A 26,143-nucleotide genomic window follows, 5' to 3' on the forward strand; every position below is an offset into this window, starting at 1 on the left:
ATTATCGTTATATTAGTATTGTTAATAAAATAAGGGAAGTTGTTATGCGTCATACTCATTCATTGTTATTAGCTAGCATGATATCTGCCTTGATGTTATCAGGCTGTAGTGGAGGGAGTAATCATCACCACATATCAGAGCCAGATACAACAAAGCCGACCTTAACCATTGATAGTGACTTAACAAATGTTACTACCAATCAGGATAGTATAACCATTACAGGTACTGTGGCAGATAATGCGCCATTATCAGGATTAATATTATCCATACAGTCTGCACAAAGCAATGACACACAAACAGTTAAAGTCAGTGATAAAGGTGAGTTTTCTGCAAAGATACCACTACAAGTAGGTGATAATGAGCTGACCATCACCGCAACTGATGTCGCAGGTAATAAAGTTGTCTATCAAGCCACTGTATTTGTGGATAAGGTCGCACCAAGCATTGTATTGGCAGATGAAGGTGCAAATCAAGTGAGCCGTACGACCCAAACTGCATTCAAAGGTAAGGTGAGTGATGATGGGGAATTGGCAGGATTATCTGTGCAATTATTGCTAAATAAAACTGCTAATAACAATAGTATGCTAGAAGCTATTACCATTGATGCAAAAGGTGAGTTTGAGGTTGTTACACCATTGCAAGCAGGTGATAATGAGATTGCCATTACAGTAATGGATAAAGCGGGCAATCAGACGACCAAAACACAGCATGTCTATTTTGGACATACTTTAACCGCAGCAAATTCACATACGGGCGCATTGGTTGATGGCAAGCTGTATGCGTGGGGACGTAATAACTTCGGACAAGTAGGCAGAGGCGATGTCACCAGTATTCGTGATGATGGTGATGCACATTCTATTTCGCCTCAATTGATAACTAACGCACCCAAAAATATTGTGTCTATTTCATTTAATCAAAATCATTCTTCATTACTGACCAAAGATGGTAGCGTATATACATGGGGTAGTGATGGTGATGGTGAGCTGGGTCGAGGTGACACAGGACGCAGTGATTGTGGACGTAAAACAGAAAACTGTCGCCTAGACATTGGTAAGGTGAATTCATTGTCAGATGTGGTAGCAATTAGCAGTGGTTATGGACACAGATTGGTACTCAATAAAGCAGGGGAAGTTTGGGCATTTGGTGATAATGGTGAAGGTCAGCTTGGTGTAGATGGTGTCAAAAATAGTAGTACACCTGTACAGGTGGATTTTTCATCTCAAGCCAATGTGGGTAAAATTATCCAAGTGGTTGCTTCGTCAACAAGCTCTTATGCACTAGATGATAAAGGTCAAGTGTGGGCATGGGGCTCTAATAAATATGGTAATTTTGGAATGGGTAAAGTCTGTGAGCGAGGCGATAATCCAAAAGAGACAGGATGTATCCCTTCTTCATTCAAGCCACTACAAGTACCCTTAGCAGAGGCAGTAAAAATCAAAGAGCTTGCGGTTGGGCGTGACCATGTACTGGCATTAACTGATATGGGAGAAGTTTATTCATGGGGGTTAAATGCAAGCAGTCAAGTGGGCTATAACAGTAAAGATATGCCTGATACACAGCAAAAATGGGATAGATTTATAACCACTCCGACATTATTACCTTGGTCAACGGATAAACAAAGCAAGCACGTTTATGCCAATGGTAATACCAGCTATGTGATGAAAAAAGATGGTAAGGTCTATCCATGGGGAATGTATGGTGAATCAGGGGCAGATGGTCGTCCAAACTATATGGACTTAGCTGAGCCAACGGATAAATTACCCAGCTTAACCAATGTGGTGGATATGGGCGTGGGTGCATTGCATCAGCTTGCCAAACGTGAAGATGGTGGTATTTTTAGCTGGGGATGGAGCTTTGAGGGTTCACTTGGTGGTGGTGATACGGTGACGAATATTTGGATGTATAACACTCCCATTGCATTGAAGTTTCCCATTTAGCCAACTCAGTAATGAAATGAGAGTTTGTAAGTCTTGTATTAAGTATAAGATTTATCATAAATTCTAATTGGAAAACGATAGCAAGAAAAATATAGCCAAAAATTAGTGAGTATAAGCATTAGACAATTTTGTAATAGAAACAAATTGTTTGGGTTTATACTCACTTTTTAGCAAATAATTTTATACTTTTTTAACTATTTATACTTTTTTAACTATAAAACCCTTGTGAAAACCATTGTGTGCCAGCCAAATAGACAGTGATGAATATGATGCCAGCCTTTAACCAAAAACCTTTGCAACATTGCCTTTTTTTATTATTGAGCTTATGTGTGACTGCCTGTGGTGGTTCATCGGGTGGTGGTCAGTCAAATAATCAACCAGATAATCATACAGAAGTCACACCACCAGTAGACCCTAATCCCAATCCTACTCCATCACAACCGAGGCAATGGACACCTGCAGGCGGGCAGGCAACAATTGCGTATAATGAGCATCGTCCATTTTTAACCCTGATTCCACATTTGGATATCAATCAGTTATCAGGGGTATCACAAGGGCGTGAGCTGTTTATTACTAACTGGACACCAGCAGGAGAAGGTCGGGCATTGTTTGATGGGTTAGGTCCATTATTTAATGCAGTATCTTGTACCAGTTGTCATTCTGACTCAGGACGAGTATCACCTTATCTAGCCGATGGTACGACCACCGATGGTGTTTTGTTTCGTATTGGCAATAAGCAAGGCGATGTACATCCAATATGGGGTGCACAGCTTCAGCCTAAGGTGATTGATAATACAGTTGGGTTATTGGCAGAAGGTAAGGTACACGCCCACACTAAATCTGCCAGTGCTACAGCTTTGAAAAATGAGGGATTATCTTATTATCAGTTTGAGTTAACTCCCTATGATAGTAATCAGCATCTAGGCAACTATCATTTAGGTGCACGTATTGCACCACAGCTACTCGGTATGGGCTTGCTTGATTTAGTACCAGAAGATGTAATTTTAGCCAATGCTGACCCTGATGATACTGATAATAATGGCATATCTGGTCGGGTACATTGGGTATTTGAAGGGGGACAAAAACGCATAGGACGCTTTGGTTGGAAGGCAATTAACTCAAGCCTAAGAACTCAAAATGCTACCGCCATGAGTCAAGATATGGGACTGACAACGCCTGTGCATATTGACAGTAGCTGTACGCCTGATCAGCCGTTATGTACTCTACTACCGTTAGGCGGTTCGCCTGAGGTATCTGATGCCAGCTTATCCGCAGTGGTCAGCTTTATGACCGCACTATCTGTACCCGAGCGACGTATCCATGACCAAGTGAGATTTGATAAAGGTGCAGATTTGTTTGAACAAGTGGGCTGTGCTCAGTGTCATATACCGACGCTGACCACGGGAGAGAGTCAGCAATTTTATGAGCTTTCTAATCAAACCATCTATGCTTATACTGACTTGCTATTGCATGACATGGGGGAAGGGTTGGACGATGGAGTGAAAGAAATCAATGCTGAAAGCTATGAATGGCGTACACCACCGTTATGGGGTATTGGTATTGTAGCAAAAGATAAAAACGCCCGCTTTTTGCATGATGGACGTGCTAAAACGTTAAAAGAAGCGATTTTATGGCATGGTGGTGAAGCTGAGAAAACTCGTGAACAGTTCCAACAACTAACAGAGCAAGAGCAACAAACGTTATTGCAGTTTTTGCAAGGAATTTAACGATAGTCAGAGAAGTTAGAAACTGATACAAGGCAGGCGAGTGCAGATAGTACAGTTGAATAGCAATTGAGCCTAACACCGTAACAGTTATTAGGCTCTGTTGACTATAAAAAGCTTAACCAAACACTTTAAAGGTAGTTGGATGAAATTTTCTGCTTAAAGCCAGTAGGAATAGCACTCCAACTATCATCATTATCCACGCATTGGTTAATGAGCCAAACACATCGACCAATGCGCCTGCTACTAATGGAAATATTGAAGCTAAAAAATAGCCCCCACCTTGAACAAATGCCAATAAACAAACGGCTTGTTTGCCATTATTCGCATAGTCTAGGCTGGTAATTAAGGATAACGGAAACAATCCACCCACACCCAGACCTAAAATACTCACTGATAATAATACCAACCCTGTCACACTTGCTGGCATCATAATCAGCATCGCCAAACCTAATAATACTAACGATAAGGCTAACAAAATAATGCGTCTGCGGTCAGGAAAGCGTTTGATAAAAATAGATATCAGCGTACCTGATACCACCTGAGCGATGGTAAATAAACTAAGTAGTCCACCCGATGCACTGCTTGACCAGCCGAGTTGCATATAATATAGCGGTAACCATGCCAATACTAACGCATAAGCCCCCGAGCCGATACCAAAAAATAGCAGTAATAACCACGCATTTTTTGACTGAATCGGTAATGCTAAAAAGCCCTCACCATGACTGGGCAGACGGTGCATACTAAAAAAACAAAATAGCATGGCAATAAAAGCAGGGATTGCCATGATTGCCAAATCGGTTTGCCAACCAAAAGTTTGTGCCAATGGGGCTGAGCTTGCCGAAGCAATCATCGCCCCACCCATCGTCCCTGTAGTAAACAGACCCATATAGACACTAGTATTATCGCTTGCCATTCTTTTAAGGTAGGCAGGCATTAAGGTCTGAATCAGGGCAATCCCAATACCACCAATAATGGCAGTGGCTAAAATTGGTAAAGTAGAATCAATAAAAAAGCGTAAAAGGCAGGCAAAGGCAATAGCAAATAAACTTAACATGACGCCTTGATATTCGCTGACCTTGGCTTGTAATCTTGGTGAAAATAGGGCAAAAATCCCCATCATCGCCACAGGCAAGGTGGTTAATAATCCTGCGGTTTGGTTGTCCATCCCCACCATGTCGTGCAATATCGGAATAATAGGTGACACCGATGCCATGATGGGTCTGAGGTTGACCCCCACCATCACTGCAAGAAAAGCTAATGTCCAGTTGATGCTGGCTTGGCTGTGTGTATGGCTATTTAACTGGTTATAGTTTTGCTCATTCATCTGCACATTAATCACCTGAGCCATAGAGTTATTATTTAAATGAGCCATACCACTTCCTTCAGGATTGATTCTCTATTAAGTTATTTTGATATCAAGATAATATAAATATCATCTTACGATTATTTATCTTAATGTCAAGTTAGTTGTTCATTAAGGTTGCGTGCTAAGATAAAGGTAACAAAACAAATAGAGACAATACCGATGACTCATACGGTTGAACAAATTATTAAGCAGTGGCAAACACAAGGGTTTGCTGATGATCAGATTACAGTTATGGAAAGTATCCGCCGACTAAAACGTTTGGATGTATTGTTGATGCGGCAATTAAATCGTGTGTACCAAGAACATCATCTGAATCAGTCAGAGTTTGATGTTTTGGCAGCTTTGCGGCGGGCAGGAAAGCCTTATACCCTAAGTCCTACAGAGTTATTTGCTAGTATGATGGTGACTTCAGGAACAATGACCAATCGCTTGCAACAGTTAGAGAAAAAGCAACTGATAAAACGGTTAGAAAACCCTGATGATAAGCGTAGCTTACTGGTGCAATTAACTACTAAAGGTATTGCAGTAATAGATAAGGTTGTGCCTGCACACATTGAGTTAGAAAATCAGCTATTGTCTGCAATGAGCAAAGAGGAGTTGATTATTATTAATACATTATTAAAGAAAATAGAGGCTAATTTACCGCAAAATAAGTAGTTTTTTTGTATTGATATCAAGATAAATTTTATAAGGAGTCTAAAGATGAGTGAGCATAAGATAACAGGGACAAAAGATACTCAAAAATCAGATAAGAACGCTCAAAAAATATCCTGTAAAAGCACTGTGCAAAATGCTCATTCAATAAATCCATCCACAACAACACAACCACCAACACAACCACCAACACAACCACCAAAGCAACTTAGTCCATTAAGACAGCGAGCCAATGCCATCAAAGACTTGCAATGTAAAAACTTGATTGCTGTTTTGAAAAATCCCAGTGATGTCAAAAATCTTGCAACAGTGGTTCGTAACATCAATGCGTTAGGGGTGGAAAAACTGTATGTGGTGGACAGTCGGGGCTTGTTTCCTGACGACTGGCAAAGTTTGCGTGAGCGAAAATCCCTGCTCAAGCCTTCGGTATCAGCGATTAAATGGAGCTTTGTAAAAGTATTTCGCAGTACCGAGGCATGTTTGGCTCATTTAGAGGACAGGCGTTTTGTCTCTATTGCTACCTCACCACATATTAAGGGTAAAAATAATGTGATTTTGCATAAAGGGAATTATACCCAAAAACGCCTTGCTGTCTGGTTTGGCAATGAATCACGGGGCATTAGTGATGAGGTGATACAGCGTAGTGAGGCATGCGTTCAAATTGAGATGGTAGGTATGGTTGAAAGCCTCAACTTAGCGACCTGCACAGGTATTGTACTGTATGAAGTTACCAAACAACGCCGAGCCTACCAGCAAAAACACAAGCGAGGACGGCGGATTGACCCTGCTGTGGTTGAGGGTATAGATATTGAATAACCTATTGAGCGACTTTTATTCAAGCCATAACGAAAATCTGTTTTCTCTGTCTTTGTTGAGTTGCATAAAGCATAGCTTTTCGATTTGGCTACGCGGTTGATGGTGTTTGTCTGCACCACAAATCCTTGACCGATTTTGTATCCAGATAATCTGATCTTGTTTTAATGCTTGCGCGGATTTTTGACCTGAATTTTTTGTCAATTCCTCTTTTATATTGCGATAGCTTTCATTTAGACTTTTATCAGACTGTTGATATCTAAAATCTACTAGCTCTGCATCACCTGTGAGTGGTAAGTACTCATTGGCTTCTTGGTAGCCATACTTATAAGTGGTTTGGTCAAAACTGCCTACTTTTGAGATAGAAATGGTCTGAGAAGTTGGGTCAATAAAACTGCTGATTGTATTATTTTTATCTCTAAATGTATAACCATGAAACATGGATGGTACGCCATCAACTCCTGTACTATGCAGGGTTTTAGCAGGGTAGTATTGGGCAGTAAAAGGGGGCTTATTTTGAAAATCTGGTTTATCGTGTGTTAATGCCCAACGCTCTAAATCTGGAGCGACAAGCAACATATCATCACAGCTTACATTACCTTCTGCACAACCATAATAAAGATTAAAAGGTATGCCTTGAGCATACATGCCTGAGAAATAATGCTCTTTATCGGGTGTGACCGCCAGCGTATTTATTGATATGCCTAACAAACTTAGCATGGCAAAATGTCGTATGGATTGTGGGATAAGACAAGAAAGGTGAGTAGATATTGCAGAGCGCTTCATTGTTTTTATCTCTATGTTGGTAATAAGTGGCTTCATTATTATTCTACTGAGTCGTTTTTTGACTATGACTATAGATTACTCCCATCATAATTTGAGTATCAATATTCTACGATATGAATATTGATACTCAATCGTCATTACTTAATTACTTATATCAAATAAGGCTAAACTATTTATTTTTTATCGCATATAGTGCGCAGTGGTTGTGGTCGATGCTAGGCGGTGTTGGTTGATTAAAAATCCGACCAAAGCAGGACTGGCATTCTCAGGATAATCAATTTTTGCTGTATCTAGGGCATGGATAGTGAGCTGGTAACGATGTGGATTATCACCTGCAGGTGGACAGGCACCGCCAAAACCCAGCATACCGTAATCATTACGAATATGGCTAGCTCCTGCTGGTAAGTTATGACCATCTACTTTCCCTGCATCTATAGGTAAATGATTAATATTACTAGGAATATTTACTACCATCCAGTGCCAAAATCCTGAGCCAGTCGGTGCATCAGGGTCATATAAAGTCACTGCAAAACTTTTTGTACCTGCTGGCGCACCTTGCCAATAAATAGCAGGAGATAGGTTTGTACCCTGACAGCCAAAGCCATTAAAGACTTGTGCAGAAGATAATTTTTTACCTTGACGGAAGCTATCACTGTTTATAGAAAAGCCATTAGTATTGCCGTTACCTGCAAATGCCAAGCCACTACTGGCAATAGATAGCATGATGGTAGTATTGATTGCCATTTTTAGCATACCATTACTGATAAATTTCATAGAAGCTCCTTAATATTATTTGAAATATGTGCTGATGTAACAGACCTCTTTATTCTATGAATAATGGTTCTTTTATATTTGCCTAAATCCATCAACTTTTATCCCAAACACATCATTCTTTCTTAACGGACAGCAGAAGGAAGCATAGAAAAATATTGCTGGAAGGCTTGGCTAAAACGACTGGCAGAGAGATAACCACAAGCGACTGCTACCTCACCCACACTCAAGTTACCTTGTAATAATAAGCTCATTGCTTGCTCCATACGAAAGCACAATAATAGCTGACGAAAGCTCGTATTTTCTGCCTTTAGTCGACGCTCTAACGTACTGGTGCTGATATGTAGAGCGTTGGCAATGGTAGTTTTTGACCACTGTTTATGTAGTTGATGCCCGACCACTCGAAAGATTTTATCACTGATGCTTAGTGCATGTTTTGGCTGAAATTGATAGCCCAAGCTGGCTAACATCAATAGTAATTCATCTAAACGATGGTGATAAATAACAGGATTTAACGAGTGGGGGTCTTGCTGATATGCCTCAATACTATTAACGGCTCGAAAAAAGGTTTCTTTTAATTGCTGATTAAGAGGGATTTGGGCGGTTGGCTGTTGTTGATAGGTTGCTAATATTGGCATATCCGCCAATACGGACTGCTGACGTTGCTCAAACTGTTTAATATAGTCAGTGGTTAAGCAAAGAACGATTGCTTGATAAGGTGTTGACGGCAACGGCTCATTGATAATATCAACAATACGCCCTTGTTGAAACATCAGTAAACTGCCTGTACCATACTGAGAGCTTTGCGTTTCATTGGTAAAAACATGTTTTGTACCAGCAGTGATGAGGCACAGCATATCATAGCGAATGGTTAATTTTTTGATACGTATCTTATGATGGCTTTTTAGCGTCAATGTCGCTGGGGTAGCGGGAGTTATAGTCATAGGCAAGCCTAACTTTGAACTATCTAAAAGTATATTTTATCAGGATAAATGATAATAAAGGTGATTAATGGTATCTGTTGATGATATTTTAAGTATTATTTTTCCTGTTTTTTCAAATGGTTAAGAAAAATAGATAAGATACTAAGGATAGTAGGAATAACGCTATGAAAGAGCCAAAGTTTGTCAATAGTAATACCTTTGCGAGCAATCCTGGGCAGATATCAGTCAGCCCTTTTGTGTGGTATCGACATCATGCGGTGATGGGTGGCATTATCGTATTGTTACTGCTAGCCATACTTTGTTTATGTCTCTTTGTTGATATGAAGTTTGTGGTGCTGTTTATTATTTTTGCTATTGTGCATCAGATAAATTTTATTCGTATTAAAGAGCATTTCTATTATGGTGACTCTAACGGTGGTATTGTGCTAGCAACCAACCCTGTTTTGGTTGCTGTTTATACCAATCTGAGCAAAGGTTTTGGTTACTATCCTGTGATTAAGATTATTGAATGTCCCACCTTAAAAGCTCTAAATATTGGTGATAGAATTGCGACAGTTGCACTTTACCAAGCTTCTATTAATGAACAACTGCCACACTGGATAAATTTTGAGCCACTGCCAGTAAACTATGTTAGCAATAATCAGGCAGATATTGATAAGGCGTTGCTAAGTTATGGTGAGGATTATTGGGAACGGTTAGAGCAAGGTATCCCCCAAGTACCACAGCCTTACCAAGTTGGACTATATAAAATAAATATAGAGAATAGTGATTGGGAAGATGACTCTGCTGAATTGGTTCAATCCTGAGTTTGAGTTTGAATCTAAGCCTAAGCTTTTAGGTGATGCTAAATCTACAGTCATAGCTCAGGCTAGTTAAGGAATGGCTCGCTTTATTTATTGTCACTATTCAAATCTTGTATTAAGCAGACTTAACCATCTTCACCACGGTAAAATATCTATCGACCATATCGCCAGTTTTGCTAATCGCTTTGTCTTGCTGATGGCTAAACTCGCTAATTTTAAGAAGCGTATTTTCGGTTAATTCGCTTACTTCATTGTCCTCATAAAGGGTAAAACCCATATCGATAAAAGGCAGAGTTTGCATAAATTCTTTTTGTCCATAGGCCAGCACCAATACACCGCTAACCTTTAGACAACGGGCAAGCTCGCCCATAAACTGCTTAGGATTTTGCCAAAAATACAGTGTATTGACGCTAAATATTTTATCAAACTCGTTATCAGCAAACGGTAACGTCAGCCCATCATACAGCCCAAACTCAATATCATAATCATCTGTTAATGGCTGATTGAGTAGGCTCGCTTGCTCGTACATTAATGGGGATATTTCTAACCCACGATAGCGGATATTATCAGCTTGCTGTAGCAACTCTTTAAGATGACCTGCATTACCATGCCCCAGCTCTAGCACACTATCGCCATCACTAATGTCGAGTAAGGCAATAGCAGATTGAGTCATGGTGAGATTGGATTGGTGCATACTACTGCCAAGCTGTTGCCCAAATTCACCACTGGGGCAACGCAACTGTTGTGCCAACTCATTAAGAGTAACTTGCTCGGCGACTTGTTTGGTGTTTTTTTTGTCCATTTTCATATCCTATATCTTGTTTTCCAAGTTATAAATTGAGTGAGAAATAAAAAAGTATTGTTAATAAATAAGTAAATAATCTTATAAAAAATTAAGCGAAAATTAAAAATAGTAATAAAATAGGTAGTCCTAATATAGTAGTAATTGCTTGTATAGTGGAAAATAAAATATTGTGCTTTGTCTGAAAATTATTAACCTTGGTTTGTATTTTGGGAAATAAATACCAAAATAGAATGATAGCCAACAAAAATCCTAATCCTATAAATATATGATTTAAAAAATATATCAAGGAAGGAGTTTGTTTTTGATAGTCGTTTGTTGCAGAGAAATCTACATTAATTAGAAAGTATCCAACAGATATATTGCATATGGTTTCAAAGATAATTAATAGAGTGGATAGTTTTATAATATGAATAAGTGATTGTTTAGAGTAATTTTTACTTTGCATATAGCAAATATTATAAGGAAGGATAAAAAATAACGAGGAGAAGATAAGCGTTATTCCAATAATAAATCCTTGTGGCATACCAATGGGTAGTGATAATAAAAATTTTCTAATAAAAAATATCAGTAGAATACCATTAATATATCTTGAATTAAATTTTATTTTATGGGTTGAGGTGAAAAGTTGAGAACAAAGTAAGCTAAAGAAATAGCATAAAAAGGCGAAAATATAATGTATATAGTAGTAGCTATGAAATATATCCTCTGAGGGGGCATATAGAGGTATGAATACATAGGCATAAACCATAAAAGCGACACTACAGACTAGATAGGTAATGGTAGTGGCTGATAAGTAAAAAAAGAAAAATTGGCTTTTTATATATTGTTCAATACTTTGAAGTTTGCTTTGCATACATAAATTACTCTTATAAAACTCAGCTATGATAAATTGCTCTAAATGAACGTAAGCCAGTCTGGTTGAACCCATCTTGGTATTCAACCATAAATAAGAATAATTATCAAAAAATAAAAGAGTTATTAGCTATGAACGTATAAATGTAGTGAATCAATATCTGATAATTTTGAGAATGAAAATATACCCAGTTTACACCGACCACCATTATATTCGGTGATACACCCTGATACTCTGATATTAGGTACGAGTATGGTCAGTGGTAGATTGGTTAGTGGATGTGTTGGCAGATTAGCCCTCTTCTAATTTTCTATAGGAGTAGCTATAGAAAGAGCCATAAAAATAAAAGTTACTTAGCTTAACAAAAGTATACTTATTATAATTATCATTTATATTAAATTAAAAAGTGTATTTAAATAAAAATTAAGGAAAAAATTATGGAAAATAACACAAAAAAAATTGATTGGAAACAACATATTATCCTTTTTTTAAGAACAGCCATTGGATTTATGTTTTTGTTGTATATTATAAACTGGATAACGTACACATTATTTGACTGGAACAAACAATCTATAGCCAGTATTGTCATACAAGGGATTATGTTTGGTTTACTTTTTGGGTTTATGATGCCAATTATTCGTAGCAAACTGACCAAAAATATCCAACCAACCTTAGCAACAGGCGAGCAGATTGAATACCAAACCCCTGCCAATCTATTTAAAGGTATTGAGAGTGTGGGAGGTGTGCTATTTATCACCAATCAAGGCTTAGTATTTAAATCGCACAAAGCTAATATTCAAACAGGACAAACCAATATCGCCTTTACTGATATTGAAAAGATTGAGGCGGTAAAAACTGCCAAACTGGTTGATAATGGCTTAAAGGTGATAAAAAAAGACGGCTTGGCATTTCAATTTGTGGTAAATGATAGAGATGAATTGATGGCAAAAATTAATGAGAAGTTGTAATCAAAATAGGCATATCAATGAGTACCTGTATCGAAGTATTGCCCGTTCGTACACTGGATATCAGTTTTGATAAGGTACTGAGTTTATCTGAGAAAAATATCAATGCGTTTTTGGCATCGATTGGGGTGCACTATCAGATTGAGTTAGTTGCTTATATTCATGCCCAAGATGAAAGTTATCAATATGAAGTCCGCCCGAATCAGCCATTTTTTTGGAAAGATACAGAATATCTGTGGTTGACTATTAAGGGCGTTCAAGGTGGCACTGATGGTTACTGTTATCCTATCATAGATAACGATGATAAAATCGAGCCTTATTGGAAGTTGGATTATTTAAAAGAAGAAATATTAGCAAAACATTCTAAATCAGGTGTCATGGACAAAACTGATGATATGGCAGATACCATCAAAGGTATTGAAAAGCATAATCAAAGCTGGACTTTTCGCCGTTCTGCGGGGCAATCTGCCATCATTTGTATAAGCTATGGCTTAATTGCTTGTGCTGTTGCCGAGCTTACTGATGGCATTTTATTTTCTGACGATGGCGCATGGGATTATCATTATTTTCCTTGTGATTATTCAGAGTTTTTAGCGGTGTACTTTCGTCCTGACAAAACTAATAATCAAGACTGCCAGAAATGGGCAATACGTTGTATTGAGCAGGTGCAAAAAGAGTTTGGCTGATGTGCTGTTAATTGAAATGAGCGATAAAACAGTAAGCGTTAATGCAGGGGAGTGTGTGGTTATTCCTAAAGGTATTGCTCATAAACCCATCGCCCCAGAGGAAACTTGTGTGATGTTTTTTGTACCATTGCAAGCAAACAGGTAATTAGGTGGTGTATTTGGGGTATAAAATGATAATGTGAGTGATACTTTGTTATATGATTTGTATATAAAGTATCTTGTATTGTATCAATTACTTACGCTGTCTTTTTATCTGCTCATTTCAGTGATAAAGTGTGAGTTTATATCAAATATTCAGGATACTTTTTTTAATGAATGCACTTAATCACAAAATAATGTTAGATAAATTGAAACGTGCTAAGAAAATACCAACCCAAGCACGCTCACAAGCGACGGTATTAACCATTTTAAATACTGCAAAACAGATTATTGTTAATGAAGGTGTGCATTGTTTGACCACCAATAAGATTGCTGAGCAGTCAGGAGTAACCGTCGGCTCAATTTATCAGTATTTTGAAGATAAAGAAGCCATTATTTATGAGATTTTTAGTGCTTGGTTAGATTCTTATTTTGCTGTATATAAAAGTTATAGTAATGAAGCAAATAATCAGAAAAAAGCGGTTGAAGACTTTTTTTTAGGGGTATTGTCTTTATTTGTGGCAGACCATAATGATAGCAAAAGTATGCTTAGACAGTTAGAGATTGCGATTCAGACTGACCCTGAGATAGAAGCACTGGATAAGCAACATACAGAGCGTTTTTGCCAAGCGATTTTTGCGGACTGTTTACGGTTGGATATGGTTGAGGATACTGAGGCTGACCGTCAAAAGGTACGATTTGGGTTTGTGGTTTTGTTACAAGTGATAGATGTGATAAATCAGGCAGATAGTACCGACCGAGAGGCGTATATTGGTTATACACAGTCTATGTTACAAATGTGGTTGCGCTCTTTTGATACAAATAAATAGATATCTAAGAGTTTATGATATTTATATGATGTGAAAGGCTTATCTGACATTGGTTAGATAGGTCTTTTTTCTATGGTCAACGAATTTTATCACTGTTACAGTGCTAGGCTCGTTTGCTATATAACTGTACTATCTGTACTCGCCTGCCTTGTAGCAGTTTATAACTAACTTCGCTGACTATATTTATAAATTTATGCAGAAAATGATTGATTATTCCATTATTCTATGGAATAATAGATTTTATCAAGTTCATTCACTATCAAGCGTTTATTTGTGATGGCGTTTATTTAGGTAAATATACAATATGACAATTAATCATCAGCCAGATTCTTCTTTAGACTTACCCGAGTGTGAGACTCATCAAGCAAGTCAAACCTTAGCAGAAAATGTTGAGCTAAATCAGGTTCAGCTTGATGCGATTACAACGATGCTCAAAGCATTAGCCGATAGTAATCGTTTGCAGTTATTACTGCTATTACAGCAGTGTGATTCGCCGTTATGTGTCAGTGAGATAGCAACACAAACAGGCGATAAAATCACAACGGTGTCTAATCGTTTAAAGCAGTTACACGATGCAGGGTTGGTGAATAAACGCCGAGATGGTCAGCATATTTTATATACATTGCAAGATGCTCACGTTGAGGCATTATTGAGCAATTTGATTGCTCATGCCAGTCATGTGTAGCTAGGTGTGTTGTGTCAGTAGTACAGTTCTAAATATCGTTTGTTTTTAATTTAATCCCCAAAGGAGTATTCCTATGAGCCAATGTAATCAGCATAGCAATCATGAACATCAACATAGTGCAGACTGTGGTCATACCGCTATTCAGCATGGTGACCATGTTTGCTATTTGCATGATGGGCATCTACATCATGTCCACGGCGACCATGTTGATGAGCATGTCATAGAAGTCAGTGATAAAAACCCAAATGCTTGCACAGCAGAGCATGATTGTGGCAAGCATGATGACAGCCATGTACATGGCGAAAACTGTGGTCATGAAGCCGTACCTCATGGCGACCACATTTGCTATATCGTTGATGGTCATTTGCATCATCCACATGGCGACCATTGTGACAATCATGGTAAGGTTGAAGTGCTATAGTGTTAGCCTAAAGCTAAATACGTATCACATAAAAAAACCAGATAGCCAAGCTGTCTGGTTTTTTTGTGTGATGTTACTTTCAAGATGAATAATAGAAATTAGAATTCATAAGAAAGTGAGGCTTTGACTTCACGTCCATTGTCAGGAATATTAAAGGTATTGGGTGAGCCGACCCGTACATAATGGTCACTATCAAGCAGGTTATAGACATTAAGCTGTCCTGTTAGGTTTTTAGTAAATGGATAGTTGACCATGGCATCCCACGTTTGATATCCATCAGCCTTAATCCCGCGTGACGAAGAAAACTCACCGACCACATTGACACCTAAGCCCAAGGTTAATGGATTTGGTAGCCAGTTGTTGGCTTGGTAGGTTGTCCAAATATTGGCGGTATGTTTTGGCATGAGTAAGAAGATACCATCATCACGAGCGAGAGCAGGTTTTTTGATGTCACTATCAAGGTAGCTATAGCCACCTGATATTTGCCAGTTTGGTAGTATTTCGCCATTCACTTCTAGCTCAACCCCTTGCATTTGTCTTTCGCCTATGGCGACTTTATCTCCTGTTGATGTTTGAGCATAAGCATTTTTATCATTGAGGCGGTAGCCACTGAGGCGGGCTGATAACTGGTCTGACCAATGTCCTTTTACCCCGATTTCGATTTGGTCACCTTCACGAGGCTTGAGCAGTTCCCCTGCATCGTTGGTTTCATATTGAGGCATAAAGACTTGAGTATAGCTACCATAGGCATTCAGGTTTGGCGTTAGTTGATATACCACGGCACCATAGCCAGTTACTTTATGGTCTTTGCTACTGCCTTTGACACCTTTTGCTTTATCATTATTATCAATGGTGTAATGGCTAAAACGTCCACCAGCAATTAGGCTTAGTGAGTCGATGGGCTTATAATTGATTTTTCCATATACACCAATTTCGTTTAGAGTATTGTCGTCATACTCAAAGCGGTAGCCTTTTTGTTTGTTGCGCGCCTGCTCTAATAGGTCGATATATGGCAAGTCATTTAGTTGTTGTAGGGTAATTCCTTTGATAAAGCCTCTTGCACTGGTGCGAGTAATATTGGAGTTAAAGCGCTTGTAATCGGCACCAACCACATACTCACTTTGTCCACCTTGAGTGGCAAAAGGTTGGCTAAAGTTTAGGTCAGCACTCAGTGAGGTTTCTTTAATATCTCCCGCCGTTCCAGCAACGTCCATTTTACCTTGCTTTAATGCACTGCCTGCAAACACATAGTTATAGTCGGCATCACGGTCAGAGTAGCGTAGTCCTGCACTGATGATGCCTTTGCTATCTAGCTGATGCTGAAAGTCTGCAAAAATATCATGGGTGCTACTGCTAAAGTCATTCCATTTTGCCCCATAAAAGTCATCATTGGGTAGGGGCAGTAGTTGGTTATTTGCTTGCGTTGGTAAGCCATTGTTAGGAATGATTTGACGACTTTGGAATAAATATCCCACACCTGCTTTGCTGGTGTCATTTAGCTGTTTATCTGCACTTAAATAGACAGTGGCATTACGATTGGCAGAACCGCCTACTTCTTTAACAATGGGATTTTTTTTCTGTTGATATTGAAAAATATTACGGGTGACAAGGCTGTCATCATTCTCATCCAAACTTAGTCGACCCTGCATATCAGCAGTAACATCAAAGCTAAACGGTGAGGTAACACTGCCTTTTAATGTATTTTTGCCATCAGCACTGCCACGCTTACGCACAAGATTAACCACACCACCCATTTCTGAAGCAGAGTTAAACAGCCCAGAAGGCCCACGCATGACTTCGACACGGTCAAAGGGGGCCAGATTAGGTAATGTGCCGTTAATACTTGCCATTGGTGAGGCAAGTCCATCAATACTGAATTGGTCATATTCATAGCCTCGAGCATAGATAGATGAACGCCCATCGTCATTTTGTAATACCCGCATACCAGTAGTACGTTTAGCCATTTGGTCTAGGGTATCGACGTTTAGGTCTTCCATTTTTGCTTGGGTGATGACACTGATAGATTGTGGGATATTTTCTAAGTAATCAGGAATTTTTGTACCCACAGTAGCGACATTGGCATTATATTTGTCGTTGTCTTCACTGGGGTCTATGTAATATAGAGGGTTGGCTGTGATAACGACAGGTTCAAATGTCGCAGATGGTGAGCCATCTTCAGTGACATCAAAGGCAATGCTATCTTGGCTTGACTCTACAACGGTATAAGTATTGGCATTGGAGGTGGTTTGGGCGTAGGCACTAGAAACAGAGCATAACAATAAAGGCAACAGGGCATGGCGTAGCGGTGTATGACGAAACGTTGCTAATGAGAACAGGTGTTGCGATTTTTTATTGTGACTTGTTGTCATTCGTATTTTTTTGGAGGTAAATGACATATGTGATATGTGTGACATAAGATAAGTCCTTTGTTATCAAAAGAATCATTAAAACATTGTTAAAATGTTATTAAAGCCTAGTTGTTAAAATCTGTGAATAATATAAGTCGTAAAAACTGTTATTAAAATATTAAAAATCGGCGATTAAAATCAGAGTGTGATACAGTAATTCTTCAGATTGGCTAAAGATGTTGACTGGCTGATGGGTGGCTATATCGCAGTGGCTATGTTGGCGTTATGTTATCGATACCACATTATCACTGGTATTTGAATCAAAACAATACTGCTACAACTGCCACAGTCTTCAGCATGTACTTGTGATAACTGCTTGATTTGTTGCAGTATTGCTTTGAGATGGTTATCAAGTGATGTGGATAGAATGTCTTTAGTCATCATTTTTATTGTAATCAAAAGTGCGATAGGGTTTTGACAAAAAGATATTGCGAATGCGACAGTTTTTATTGAGAATGGTTATTATTAACTAAATGGTTACTGATGTTATCATGAAAAAATCAAATCACTTTACTCCCATTCCCAGTGATGTGTTTCAAGATAAAGTGGAAGACAGCTATGGGTTTTATGAATCCATACCCAACCTGCAATATCATGCAGGCACGTTATCGAGTAAAAAAAACATCGTCAGCCATCGTTTGGTGATGCCTTATACCGCATTTGTCGTAGTCAGCTATGGTGAGGCAAAATTTAGCATCAATAATCAACATCATCATATCCAAGCTCGTGGCAAGCCTCAATGTTGCTTGATTAATGTTGCCAATGAGTCGCTGTTTTGTCGGCATTTGCTACAAGGACAAGTGGTCACCAAACTGACCATTCGTGATATTCGCCCGTGGTTAAACAAGCATTTATCCAAACCACAGCAACAATGGTTGCAATATACGGCTGATTATCAATGGCAAGCAGATGATAGCACCGCTAAACTGCTACAAAAAGCATTGCACTGCTTGACCAATGATTCGGCAAACCCATATAGCACACAAGCGGGTATTGAGCAGTTGTTTACTAATGAAGTGCTGTTAGTTGAGCTATTAGATAAGTTGTGGCAAGGATTTTGTCAGCATTTTTTTGCTGTGATTGATGGCTCAGTGGCTTTAGATAAACTGCATAAGACAGATAAACTTAGTCAGTTAGATAAGCACAGCCCGCCCAACCCAACAATGCTAACCAACCTAACAGGGGCATCTTGCCATGTTGATGGCTTTGAGCAGGCACAGCTACTTACGCAACTATCGCAAGCATGGCAAAATGGCTGTCGTGATGTCGATGGGTTAAGTGAGGCATTAACCATGTCAAAGCGGGGACTACAACGGCAGTTAAAAAAACATCTGGGCATTACCCCTCAAGCATGGCTAATACAAAAAAATATGCAGTTTGCCCGCCAGCAATTATTGGTCGATGGTGCCTCCATCAAAGAGGTCGCTTATCGTTGTGGTTATACGCAAGTGGCAAACTTTACCCAAGCCTTTAAACGTTATTACCACACCACACCTGCCCGTTATGTCGCACGCTATCGGGCAGATGAATAATAGTGAGTGGTGAGTGGTGAGTGGTGAGTAGTTAGTAGTTAGTAGTTAAAGACTGCCTGTATCATCAGATAACCCTTTACTCAATACGGCACTGTCAATGGCATATTTAACCGCTTGCTCAGCCGAATCATGATGACGCTTTCCTGCAAACTGCACAAACTGATTGGCAATGCCGTATTGCTCAAGGCGCTGGCTTAACAATTTGGCATTATCAACCATTTTGCGTTCATCTAATAGGCTTTGCCTATCACCTTGAATGGCAGTTTTTTGTCCTGTTGGGCTGGCTGGTTGGGCTGTTTGCTCTAATGCGCCAATGGTAACGGTCACTTTGGGTAACTGCTGGGCTTGCTCAGGGGTTAATGAGCCAAATAAATCCTCTAACTGCTTTAAAAACAGCTCATCTTGCCACCATAAAGAGGGGCTAGCGATAACTATATGTTGATAAGGGCAAGTTTGCGAGTGACTTTGCACTGCTTGCACACAACTGGCCAACTCAGATAATGCAAATAAGCCACCCAATGAATGTCCGACTAAGGTGATGTTTTTGGTAGGGGGGCTGGTATGACTTTGAGTGGTTGATGTGGGTAAATGCTCAATCACCTCACGATGGAGCATATCAGCAAAGGTGGATGAGGTGGGAGGGGTAAAGTCCGTTTTTCGTCTTTGACTAAATAGGCGAGTCTGAGCATAACCAATCCCCAACAACACTGGCGGTGCTGGTTGTGGCTCATTGGGTTTTAAAGTACGACTTTGGCGAGCTTGCACCAAGTCCAAATGACGTAAGCCAATCGGAAATAACGTATCCCCATCAAGGGTAATAATCACAGGACTATCAGGATGGATACCATCAATCGGCTGAGATGACAGTAGGCGATAAATATGAGCCTGTTCTGTGTCACCATTACTGTCACTGCTAGGTTGTATCCAGCGTTGCTCAGTATTGTATAAGCTGATGGGGGTCACCGTTTGTGATGCTTGAGACACAGTTTCTGATATTGGTTGTGGCTGTAAGTTTGAGGCTTTTGCAGTAGCGGATATATTGGTCATGGCAAATGCTGACGATAATGACAATATGGATAATGAAGAAATCGCCGTCGTACACAAATAACGCAAAGCTTGACGGGAAGTAGTATGATATAAAGGTATCATGAGTGACCTTCCTTATGATATATCATGGATTTTAGTTAGGGTCTGTTGAACATTTATCTTTGTAGAAAAAATTTAGCCAATTTTTACACAAAAGTAAAAAAACAACTGTATCCCTTGAAAATACTAGATTAACGGGGTGAATGTTCAACAGACCCTAAGATATGTTAATCCTATATAAAATCACAATGATGTTTTACACACTGTATGACAGATACACTGTTAAATAAAGAAAGTTATCATAGATTTATTCATGAATAAATAATGGCTACTGTAACAGGTTTGTCCATCTTGTTTGCGTTGTTCACTGTTTGTACCGTTTTTATCATTATTAATATCACCACTTTGTCCATGTCGCACCTGCAAAAAAGGTAGGGCAGGTGATTGGTAAAAATAATGGCGAAACGTGGTGTTAGAAAAAGGGTGGTTTGTTGGGGTATTTGTTGAAGTTGAGGACATTTTTATCCTTTAAATGCGATAAAATTTGGTAAGTTTTCGATGCGTTTAAACCATGTGATTAAATGTGGATAATTGGTAATCTCAATGCCCCCCTCATCGGCTTTATGGCTATAAGCATATAAAGCAATATCGGCAAGGCTGGCTTGTTTGCCTAAGATAAAATCACGCTCGGAAAATTGTGCCTCTAGGTGGCTTAAGACTTGCTGAGATTGAGCAAATTTTTGCTGATATTCATCCATACGACTGGCAATCATATTTTGGAATTTTTTGATAAACCGAATAGAGGCAAGGTTAAAGCGTACCTCGGTTTGCTCGTAGATAAGCCATTGCCACATTTGAGCATAGGCGATGGGGTCGGTTGGAATCAGCCAAGAGTCATGGGCTAAATAGCGAATAATGGCGTTAGACTCTAATAAAATGGTGGACGTTTCTGATGGGTTATTATGAGTGTCATTAGTTAATTCATTGTCTATTTTTAAGACAGGCACTTGTCCTAATGGGTTGATTTTTAAAAAGTCACTTTGCCGAGTTTCACCTGCCAATATATCTACTTCTATCCACTCATGCTCTATGCATAGTAAGGCACAAACAAGCTGTGTTTTATAGCTATTGCCCGATAGTTTGTTGCCGTATAAAGTAAGCATGGTTAATCCTTATGTTTTTTACTAAGTTTTAAGACGTATATTTAAGGGTTAAGAGTGTAAAAAAATGAACATAAGGGCAAATCTATGACCCGTAGTGAGCGATTATTGGCATTATTACAACTTTTGCGTGCCCATCGTTACCCTATATCTGCTTATTAATACCCTAACCCCGATATTCTCCCATCAATCGCTCCATTAACTCTGCAACACTCTCAGCCTTAACTTGAGCTACGCCTTGCCCTGCCCATAATGACAGATACTCAGGGTTTTGCTGTTGTCCTGCCCATGCTCGCATCGGTTTGGTCATTGCATTAAGCTGTGGGTAAGGGGGTAGAGTGTTTTTGCTATCGCTTTTGTCGTTATTAATAAATTGCTCATATTTAGCAAATTTAGTGAGATATTCATTGACCAATCCCCGAGCCTGTTTGCCTGAAAATAAACGAGTCAGCCGAGTTTGTGCAGAGCGTTTGCCAGTTGCCACATTGAGTAGTTGTTGTTTATAAGTGGCGTTAATCCCTGACTCATGGGTGGTCAAAAATGCCGTTCCCATCTGTGCCAACTCTGCCCCTGCCGTTTGCACCGTTTTAATATCCTGCCCTGTCATAATGCCACCACTGGCTATTAATGGTATATCAACAATGGTACGAGTTTGGCTTAATAAGGTAAGTAGCCCAAGTGGGTCAGCTTGACTCTGTAGCAACCAACCGCCCCGATGTCCGCCTGCTTCCACACCTTGCATACACACCGCATCTGCGCCAATATCTGCCCATGCTTTTGCCTCTAATGGATGATTGGCTGTGCCGACCACTTTTGTGCCACACTGATGTAAGGCTTGTACCTGCTCATCGCTAATAATACCAAAAGTAAAACTGGCAACAGGGACAGGATTATCTAGCAAGACGGCAAACTGTTTGGCAAATGATTGTGCTGGCTCACTTGGCAAATTAACCTCAATGTTATGCTGTTGATAAAAGTCACTTAGCCATGAGGGCATGTCACTATCAAAGGTACTAGACTCGGATTCTGAGAGCACCATCAGATTAACGGCAAAGGGTTTGTTGGTTAATGATTTGATGCTGTTAATCTGTTGCCAAAGCGTATCAGGGGCGGTCATGCCTGCCCCAAGTGAGCCAAGTCCACCAAAGTTGCTCACTGCACTGATAAGCTCAGGTGTGGTTGCTCCGCCTGCCATTGGGGCTTGCACGATAGGGCAGGTTAAGTTTAATGTTTGCATGAGTGAGTTAGGCAAATGAGCGGTGGCGGTCATGGCAAGCTTCCTATTTTTTATAACAGCTATTTTTGTAACGATAAGAAGACTTTAGCGAGGTTTGCGATGACACGCAATAGAGGGGCAATGGATAATGTTTATTTAGTTATGAAATGGGGGATATTAGAAAAGAGGTTTTGTTGGATAGTTAGCTACAATTTTATAGTTAAAATACTTGACTACAAATCTGTAGTTAAATAAGATAACTACAGATTTGTAGTTATCTTATTACTTTAGGAAAAAATATGAGTACAGGAAATGTAGTGACAGGGGATAAATACTTTCCAAGAGTCAAAGATGAAAAGCGGATATGGCGACAGATTATGCAAGGCTCGCACATATTATTGCTTGCCCCACGGCGAGTGGGTAAGACCTCTCTTATCACTCATATTAAAGATAACCCCAAACAAGGCTATGCAGTGATTTATGTATTCGTGCAGACCTGCGATAGTGAGCAAAGCTTTTATGAGAAGTTATTACGTGAGATTTTTCGTTCTGATTATATCTCAGGGTTACAGCAGATTAAGACAACGTTATTTAATAAAGCAAAAAGTATGAATTTTAGTTTATCTCTTAGTCCTACCAATCTTGAGTTAGGCGTAAATGAGCAAGAAGCTAAAAAACCACCCATTACTCATGAGATGATTCGCGATATTTTATATCACAGTCTTAAAGATAGTGATGATACTGTCATTATTGCCATTGATGAGTTTCCTGATGTCTTAGAAAAAATCGCTCACACTCACGGTAAACAAGGAGCAGAGCATTTTTTATCGGGTATTCGAGCTTTGTGCCAAGATCCTGAGTTTAATAAAAAAGTACAATTTATCTTAACTGGCTCAATAGGACTAGATACTCTAGCAGAAAAACTTGGAGTGACTGATCTAATTAATATGCTCACTATAGCTGGAATACGTCCACTTAGCCATGATGAGGCACTTGCCTTTATTGATTTTTATAGTAATCGTTATTTACCAGAAGTTAGCTTTGATAAAGATACCAAAGAAGCGATTATAGAAGCTGTAGGGTGGAATATGCCTTATTATTTAAGGTTGGTATGTGAGCAGTTATACGATATTGCAGATGAAGAAGAGCGGAATATCAATAGCTCTGATGTTGCAATAGCCATTCATACCTTATTCCAGCAAGCTTCCACTACACAGTTTGCACATTGGCGGGAGCGACTAAACCGCTTAGATAACACAGAACGAAAATTTGCGTACCAAGTTTTGGATTTAATTTGTGATAATCAAGTCGTAACTAAAGGTGACTTATTTAATTTATCTCAACACCCTGATTTTAAAGATACCGTAAATAGCCGATATGTGATTAATTGTCTATTAAATGATGGCTATCTGTTCCAAGATGAGACTGATATTTACCAATTTACCTCACCTTTATTTAAACGTTGGTGGGGTCGCTATGGGAACTAATATTAATTCAACCAAAAGTACATCCGTAACAAACAACTCTGTTTTGCTATATAACACACAAAATATTGATGCGGATATACTCAAAGCAGGGTTTAGTATTCGTAAAAAAGAATATCAACGTATCTGGAAAGACATACAAACAGGGACAATGGAAAATCCTGAAACACATTATCTTATTCAAGGTGTGCGAGGGGCGGGTAAAACCACTTTACTTTCTCGATTGGCATATGAAGTTGCCGAAGATGAAAAATTAAAACAATGGCTTATTCCTATTTTATTAAATGAAGAAGAATATGGCATATTATCCTTATTCACCTTTTGGTTGCGTATTGCAGAAAAGTTAGCAGAACAAGATACAAAAAATTATGCTCAGTTGTTTAAGCAAGTTGCAAGCTTAGATGATAATGCTGAAATGGCGTGGGAGATAATAAGAAGCTATTTAGAGCAACAAAAGCAAAAAATTATTGTCTTTGTGGATAATTTAGGAGAGTTATTTAAGGATTTTGATGATAATGAACATGCTCAGCTTCGTGAAGTATTAAGTTTACACCCTCAAATTCGTTTGATTGGTGGTTCTAGCCAATTATTGGAGGCTCATTTTGACGTTTCTGCCCCTTTTTATCAGTTTTTTAAATTGGTTACACTAAAACCTATCAATGAAGCTGAAATGCACGAGCTGTTACGCTCATTAGCCAAGCAAACCAGTCCAGAAGCGGTACAAACCATAGAAGAGATTATTAGCTTACATCCTGAGCGTATAGAGGCGGTTAGACGGCTGACCGATGGTGTGCCTCGCACCATTGTATTGTTATTTCAAATCATCATGGAGGGAGCAAAAGAGAGTAGTTATGCGTATCTAGAAGAAACCATTGATAAAACTACCCCCCTATATAAGCACCGAATGGATGATTTATCACGGCAACAGCGGGCGATTGTGCATAGCATTGCCATGAATTGGGATGCAATGAGTGCAAAAGAAATCGCAGAGCAAACCCGTCTACCAAGCAAGACAGTATCTGCACAACTGATTAAATTACAACAACAATGGATAATAGATAAAATTGAAACCAATACCAAAAATCACCTTTATATTGTCAAAGAGCGATTTTTTAATATTTGGTATTTGATGCGTTATGGTAACCAGACCGATAGGCGACGAGTATTATGGCTAACACGGTTTTTAGAGAGTTGGTGTGATGAAAATGAGTTGATTAATAGATTATTTGAAATAGATGAAGCTGTTAAAAATGAAGATAGTAATATTCATCAAGATTATATTAATGCCTTACTATCAAGCGAAAAGATGCCCTATACTTTAAAAAAATATTATTCTATAGAGCTAAAAAAGCAATATCCTGATACTATTGAAGTTAAAAAATATGAATATGATGATTTTACAAAAAAACTAGCAAGTTTAATAAAAAACAATCAAAAATATCAGGCAATAGATTGTGCTCTTTTACAAATCCAGAGCAAAAATATACCTGATATATTATTTGCAGGTAATTTTTTAGAAATTTTTTTAGGAAAAGATGACAAAATAGTTAATAGACTATTCGACCATGCTGAGACAGTAGTTAAAGAAAATGGTTATACATCACAAGATATTTTTCAACTGGTGCACTGGTATTATATTTCAAATAATATAGAAAGAAGGAAAAATTGCTTAGATATTATTTCTTATCTTAACAAAAGCAATTTAGATGAAGGGATGTTGTTTTTTTTAGCAACTATTAAGTTATGGAATAATGATTATGAAGGTTCGCTAGATATTATAAAAGATATAAGCCATGATTTTTCTAAAAATATTTTAATAAGTAGTGATATTGAGGACTATTTAATATTATTACTTTCTAAAGGTCAAAGTGAAACAGTTTATGGCTTAATTAAGAGATATAATCTAAAAGATAGGTTTAAAGCTATATACTATGCCACAGTATCACTACTTAAAGATGACCGCCAGCAGGAATATCTACGTATGGGGTCAGAGCTTCAAAGTACAGTTGATGAAATATTAGCAAAGATAGAAGAGTACCGAATTAAATATGCTTAATTAATTTATAGGTCATT

At 38.7% G+C, this 26,143-nt stretch carries 25 protein-coding genes; 14 read left to right on the forward strand and 11 right to left on the reverse strand.

The window, feature by feature from the left end:
• The first annotated feature begins 44 nt into the window (after positions 1-44).
• Entirely contained in the window at positions 45-1,937 is a 1,893-nt protein-coding gene (locus FHK88_RS00975; protein WP_227428912.1) for a chromosome condensation regulator RCC1, read from the forward strand.
• A 260-nt stretch (positions 1,938-2,197) separates the two neighbouring features.
• A complete protein-coding gene (locus FHK88_RS00980; RefSeq protein WP_227428913.1) occupies positions 2,198-3,664 on the forward strand; it encodes a di-heme oxidoredictase family protein in 1,467 nt (488 codons plus the stop codon).
• A gap of 115 nt (positions 3,665-3,779) precedes the next feature.
• On the opposite strand, the gene FHK88_RS00985 is transcribed toward FHK88_RS00980, so the two are convergent.
• Positions 3,780-5,036, reverse strand: a complete 1,257-nt coding sequence (locus FHK88_RS00985) for an MFS transporter (RefSeq protein WP_227428914.1) — start codon at positions 5,034-5,036, stop codon at positions 3,780-3,782.
• A 153-nt stretch (positions 5,037-5,189) separates the two neighbouring features.
• Between FHK88_RS00985 and FHK88_RS00990 the strand changes: the two genes are divergently transcribed.
• On the forward strand, positions 5,190-5,687 hold the full coding sequence (locus tag FHK88_RS00990) for a MarR family winged helix-turn-helix transcriptional regulator (RefSeq protein ID WP_227428915.1): 498 nt from the start codon (positions 5,190-5,192) through the stop codon (positions 5,685-5,687).
• A 45-nt stretch (positions 5,688-5,732) separates the two neighbouring features.
• A complete protein-coding gene (locus FHK88_RS00995) occupies positions 5,733-6,500 on the forward strand; it encodes a TrmH family RNA methyltransferase (RefSeq protein WP_264480570.1) in 768 nt (255 codons plus the stop codon).
• A gap of 15 nt (positions 6,501-6,515) precedes the next feature.
• Here FHK88_RS00995 and FHK88_RS01000 read toward each other — a convergent pair whose 3' ends face one another.
• The 3 genes from FHK88_RS01000 to FHK88_RS01010 form a co-directional block, all read right to left on the reverse strand.
• Positions 6,516-7,283 carry a lysozyme inhibitor LprI family protein gene (locus FHK88_RS01000; RefSeq protein WP_227428916.1) on the reverse strand — a complete coding sequence of 256 codons (768 nt, stop codon included), beginning with the start codon at positions 7,281-7,283 and terminating at the stop codon, positions 6,516-6,518.
• Positions 7,284-7,463: 180 nt separating this feature from the next.
• Positions 7,464-8,057 (reverse strand): YbhB/YbcL family Raf kinase inhibitor-like protein, encoded by a 594-nt coding sequence (locus FHK88_RS01005; protein ID WP_227428917.1) that lies wholly within the window; start codon positions 8,055-8,057, stop codon positions 7,464-7,466.
• A 122-nt stretch (positions 8,058-8,179) separates the two neighbouring features.
• Positions 8,180-8,998, reverse strand: a complete 819-nt coding sequence (locus FHK88_RS01010) for a helix-turn-helix transcriptional regulator (RefSeq protein ID WP_227428918.1) — start codon at positions 8,996-8,998, stop codon at positions 8,180-8,182.
• A 164-nt stretch (positions 8,999-9,162) separates the two neighbouring features.
• Between FHK88_RS01010 and FHK88_RS01015 the strand changes: the two genes are divergently transcribed.
• A complete protein-coding gene (locus FHK88_RS01015) occupies positions 9,163-9,804 on the forward strand; it encodes a DUF3239 domain-containing protein (protein WP_227428919.1) in 642 nt (213 codons plus the stop codon).
• A gap of 112 nt (positions 9,805-9,916) precedes the next feature.
• Here FHK88_RS01015 and FHK88_RS01020 read toward each other — a convergent pair whose 3' ends face one another.
• Entirely contained in the window at positions 9,917-10,603 is a 687-nt protein-coding gene (locus FHK88_RS01020) for a class I SAM-dependent methyltransferase (protein WP_227428920.1), read from the reverse strand.
• 1,293 nt (positions 10,604-11,896) lie between these two features.
• Between FHK88_RS01020 and FHK88_RS01025 the strand changes: the two genes are divergently transcribed.
• From FHK88_RS01025 to FHK88_RS01050, 6 genes are all read left to right on the forward strand, one after another.
• Positions 11,897-12,427 (forward strand): GRAM domain-containing protein, encoded by a 531-nt coding sequence (locus FHK88_RS01025; RefSeq protein WP_227428921.1) that lies wholly within the window; start codon positions 11,897-11,899, stop codon positions 12,425-12,427.
• Positions 12,428-12,444: 17 nt separating this feature from the next.
• A complete protein-coding gene (locus tag FHK88_RS01030) occupies positions 12,445-13,110 on the forward strand; it encodes a hypothetical protein (RefSeq protein WP_227428922.1) in 666 nt (221 codons plus the stop codon).
• On the forward strand, positions 13,103-13,255 hold the full coding sequence (locus FHK88_RS01035) for a hypothetical protein (protein ID WP_227428923.1): 153 nt from the start codon (positions 13,103-13,105) through the stop codon (positions 13,253-13,255). The genes FHK88_RS01030 and FHK88_RS01035 overlap by 8 nt, the downstream gene beginning before the upstream one ends.
• A gap of 190 nt (positions 13,256-13,445) precedes the next feature.
• Entirely contained in the window at positions 13,446-14,078 is a 633-nt protein-coding gene (locus FHK88_RS01040; protein ID WP_227428924.1) for a TetR/AcrR family transcriptional regulator, read from the forward strand.
• Positions 14,079-14,382: 304 nt separating this feature from the next.
• A complete protein-coding gene (locus FHK88_RS01045) occupies positions 14,383-14,763 on the forward strand; it encodes an ArsR/SmtB family transcription factor (protein ID WP_227428925.1) in 381 nt (126 codons plus the stop codon).
• A gap of 73 nt (positions 14,764-14,836) precedes the next feature.
• On the forward strand, positions 14,837-15,184 hold the full coding sequence (locus FHK88_RS01050) for a hypothetical protein (RefSeq protein WP_227428926.1): 348 nt from the start codon (positions 14,837-14,839) through the stop codon (positions 15,182-15,184).
• 98 nt (positions 15,185-15,282) lie between these two features.
• Here FHK88_RS01050 and FHK88_RS01055 read toward each other — a convergent pair whose 3' ends face one another.
• Positions 15,283-17,598 (reverse strand): TonB-dependent siderophore receptor, encoded by a 2,316-nt coding sequence (locus FHK88_RS01055; protein ID WP_227428927.1) that lies wholly within the window; start codon positions 17,596-17,598, stop codon positions 15,283-15,285.
• Between the two features lie 222 nt (positions 17,599-17,820).
• The gene (locus tag FHK88_RS01060; RefSeq protein ID WP_227428928.1) at positions 17,821-17,976 is read right to left on the reverse strand and encodes a hypothetical protein; all 156 of its coding nucleotides are present in this window, start codon (positions 17,974-17,976) and stop codon (positions 17,821-17,823) included.
• Between the two features lie 107 nt (positions 17,977-18,083).
• Between FHK88_RS01060 and FHK88_RS01065 the strand changes: the two genes are divergently transcribed.
• Positions 18,084-19,124 (forward strand): helix-turn-helix transcriptional regulator, encoded by a 1,041-nt coding sequence (locus tag FHK88_RS01065; protein ID WP_227428929.1) that lies wholly within the window; start codon positions 18,084-18,086, stop codon positions 19,122-19,124.
• 45 nt (positions 19,125-19,169) lie between these two features.
• On the opposite strand, the gene FHK88_RS01070 is transcribed toward FHK88_RS01065, so the two are convergent.
• From FHK88_RS01070 to FHK88_RS01085, 4 genes are all read right to left on the reverse strand, one after another.
• On the reverse strand, positions 19,170-20,273 hold the full coding sequence (locus FHK88_RS01070) for an alpha/beta hydrolase (RefSeq protein ID WP_227428930.1): 1,104 nt from the start codon (positions 20,271-20,273) through the stop codon (positions 19,170-19,172).
• Positions 20,274-20,492: 219 nt separating this feature from the next.
• The gene (locus FHK88_RS01075) at positions 20,493-20,729 is read right to left on the reverse strand and encodes a hypothetical protein (RefSeq protein ID WP_227428931.1); all 237 of its coding nucleotides are present in this window, start codon (positions 20,727-20,729) and stop codon (positions 20,493-20,495) included.
• 2 nt (positions 20,730-20,731) lie between these two features.
• Positions 20,732-21,373, reverse strand: coding sequence for a glutathione S-transferase family protein (locus FHK88_RS01080; RefSeq protein ID WP_227428932.1), 642 nt, complete (start codon positions 21,371-21,373; stop codon positions 20,732-20,734).
• Positions 21,374-21,536: 163 nt separating this feature from the next.
• Complete coding sequence (locus tag FHK88_RS01085) at positions 21,537-22,640, reverse strand: NAD(P)H-dependent flavin oxidoreductase (RefSeq protein WP_227428933.1); 1,104 nt, start codon at positions 22,638-22,640, stop codon at positions 21,537-21,539.
• A 245-nt stretch (positions 22,641-22,885) separates the two neighbouring features.
• On the opposite strand from FHK88_RS01085, the gene FHK88_RS01090 reads away from it, so the two are divergent.
• Together FHK88_RS01090 and FHK88_RS01095 are read left to right on the forward strand one after the other, a co-directional pair.
• Positions 22,886-24,073 (forward strand): AAA family ATPase, encoded by a 1,188-nt coding sequence (locus FHK88_RS01090; RefSeq protein ID WP_227428934.1) that lies wholly within the window; start codon positions 22,886-22,888, stop codon positions 24,071-24,073.
• Complete coding sequence (locus FHK88_RS01095; RefSeq protein ID WP_227428935.1) at positions 24,063-26,126, forward strand: ATP-binding protein; 2,064 nt, start codon at positions 24,063-24,065, stop codon at positions 26,124-26,126. The genes FHK88_RS01090 and FHK88_RS01095 overlap by 11 nt, the downstream gene beginning before the upstream one ends.
• Positions 26,127-26,143 lie beyond the last annotated feature (17 nt).

This window comes from Psychrobacter sp. I-STPA6b, from assembly GCF_020662265.1.
GTDB lineage: Bacteria > Pseudomonadota > Gammaproteobacteria > Pseudomonadales > Moraxellaceae > Psychrobacter.

Excerpts from the sequence above, each read along its gene's own strand:
- FHK88_RS01020 (WP_227428920.1), bottom strand. The coding sequence starts at position 10,603 with ATGGACAAAAAAAACACCAAACAAGTCGCCGAGCAAGTTACTCTTAAT.
- FHK88_RS01005 (WP_227428917.1), bottom strand. The coding sequence starts at position 8,057 with ATGAAATTTATCAGTAATGGTATGCTAAAAATGGCAATCAATACTACC.
- FHK88_RS01055 (WP_227428927.1), bottom strand. The coding sequence starts at position 17,598 with ATGTCACACATATCACATATGTCATTTACCTCCAAAAAAATACGAATG.
- FHK88_RS01095 (WP_227428935.1), top strand. The coding sequence starts at position 24,063 with ATGGGAACTAATATTAATTCAACCAAAAGTACATCCGTAACAAACAAC.
- FHK88_RS00995 (WP_264480570.1), top strand. The coding sequence starts at position 5,733 with ATGAGTGAGCATAAGATAACAGGGACAAAAGATACTCAAAAATCAGAT.
- FHK88_RS00975 (WP_227428912.1), top strand. The coding sequence starts at position 45 with ATGCGTCATACTCATTCATTGTTATTAGCTAGCATGATATCTGCCTTG.
- FHK88_RS01015 (WP_227428919.1), top strand. The coding sequence starts at position 9,163 with ATGAAAGAGCCAAAGTTTGTCAATAGTAATACCTTTGCGAGCAATCCT.
- FHK88_RS00980 (WP_227428913.1), top strand. The coding sequence starts at position 2,198 with ATGAATATGATGCCAGCCTTTAACCAAAAACCTTTGCAACATTGCCTT.
- FHK88_RS01025 (WP_227428921.1), top strand. The coding sequence starts at position 11,897 with ATGGAAAATAACACAAAAAAAATTGATTGGAAACAACATATTATCCTT.
- FHK88_RS01080 (WP_227428932.1), bottom strand. The coding sequence starts at position 21,373 with ATGCTTACTTTATACGGCAACAAACTATCGGGCAATAGCTATAAAACA.
- FHK88_RS01045 (WP_227428925.1), top strand. The coding sequence starts at position 14,383 with ATGACAATTAATCATCAGCCAGATTCTTCTTTAGACTTACCCGAGTGT.
- FHK88_RS01030 (WP_227428922.1), top strand. The coding sequence starts at position 12,445 with ATGAGTACCTGTATCGAAGTATTGCCCGTTCGTACACTGGATATCAGT.
- FHK88_RS01040 (WP_227428924.1), top strand. The coding sequence starts at position 13,446 with ATGTTAGATAAATTGAAACGTGCTAAGAAAATACCAACCCAAGCACGC.
- FHK88_RS01070 (WP_227428930.1), bottom strand. The coding sequence starts at position 20,273 with ATGATACCTTTATATCATACTACTTCCCGTCAAGCTTTGCGTTATTTG.
- FHK88_RS00985 (WP_227428914.1), bottom strand. The coding sequence starts at position 5,036 with ATGGCTCATTTAAATAATAACTCTATGGCTCAGGTGATTAATGTGCAG.
- FHK88_RS01090 (WP_227428934.1), top strand. The coding sequence starts at position 22,886 with ATGAGTACAGGAAATGTAGTGACAGGGGATAAATACTTTCCAAGAGTC.
- FHK88_RS01075 (WP_227428931.1), bottom strand. The coding sequence starts at position 20,729 with ATGTCCTCAACTTCAACAAATACCCCAACAAACCACCCTTTTTCTAAC.
- FHK88_RS01065 (WP_227428929.1), top strand. The coding sequence starts at position 18,084 with ATGAAAAAATCAAATCACTTTACTCCCATTCCCAGTGATGTGTTTCAA.
- FHK88_RS01085 (WP_227428933.1), bottom strand. The coding sequence starts at position 22,640 with ATGACCGCCACCGCTCATTTGCCTAACTCACTCATGCAAACATTAAAC.
- FHK88_RS01050 (WP_227428926.1), top strand. The coding sequence starts at position 14,837 with ATGAGCCAATGTAATCAGCATAGCAATCATGAACATCAACATAGTGCA.
- FHK88_RS01060 (WP_227428928.1), bottom strand. The coding sequence starts at position 17,976 with ATGATGACTAAAGACATTCTATCCACATCACTTGATAACCATCTCAAA.
- FHK88_RS01000 (WP_227428916.1), bottom strand. The coding sequence starts at position 7,283 with ATGAAGCGCTCTGCAATATCTACTCACCTTTCTTGTCTTATCCCACAA.
- FHK88_RS01010 (WP_227428918.1), bottom strand. The coding sequence starts at position 8,998 with ATGACTATAACTCCCGCTACCCCAGCGACATTGACGCTAAAAAGCCAT.
- FHK88_RS00990 (WP_227428915.1), top strand. The coding sequence starts at position 5,190 with ATGACTCATACGGTTGAACAAATTATTAAGCAGTGGCAAACACAAGGG.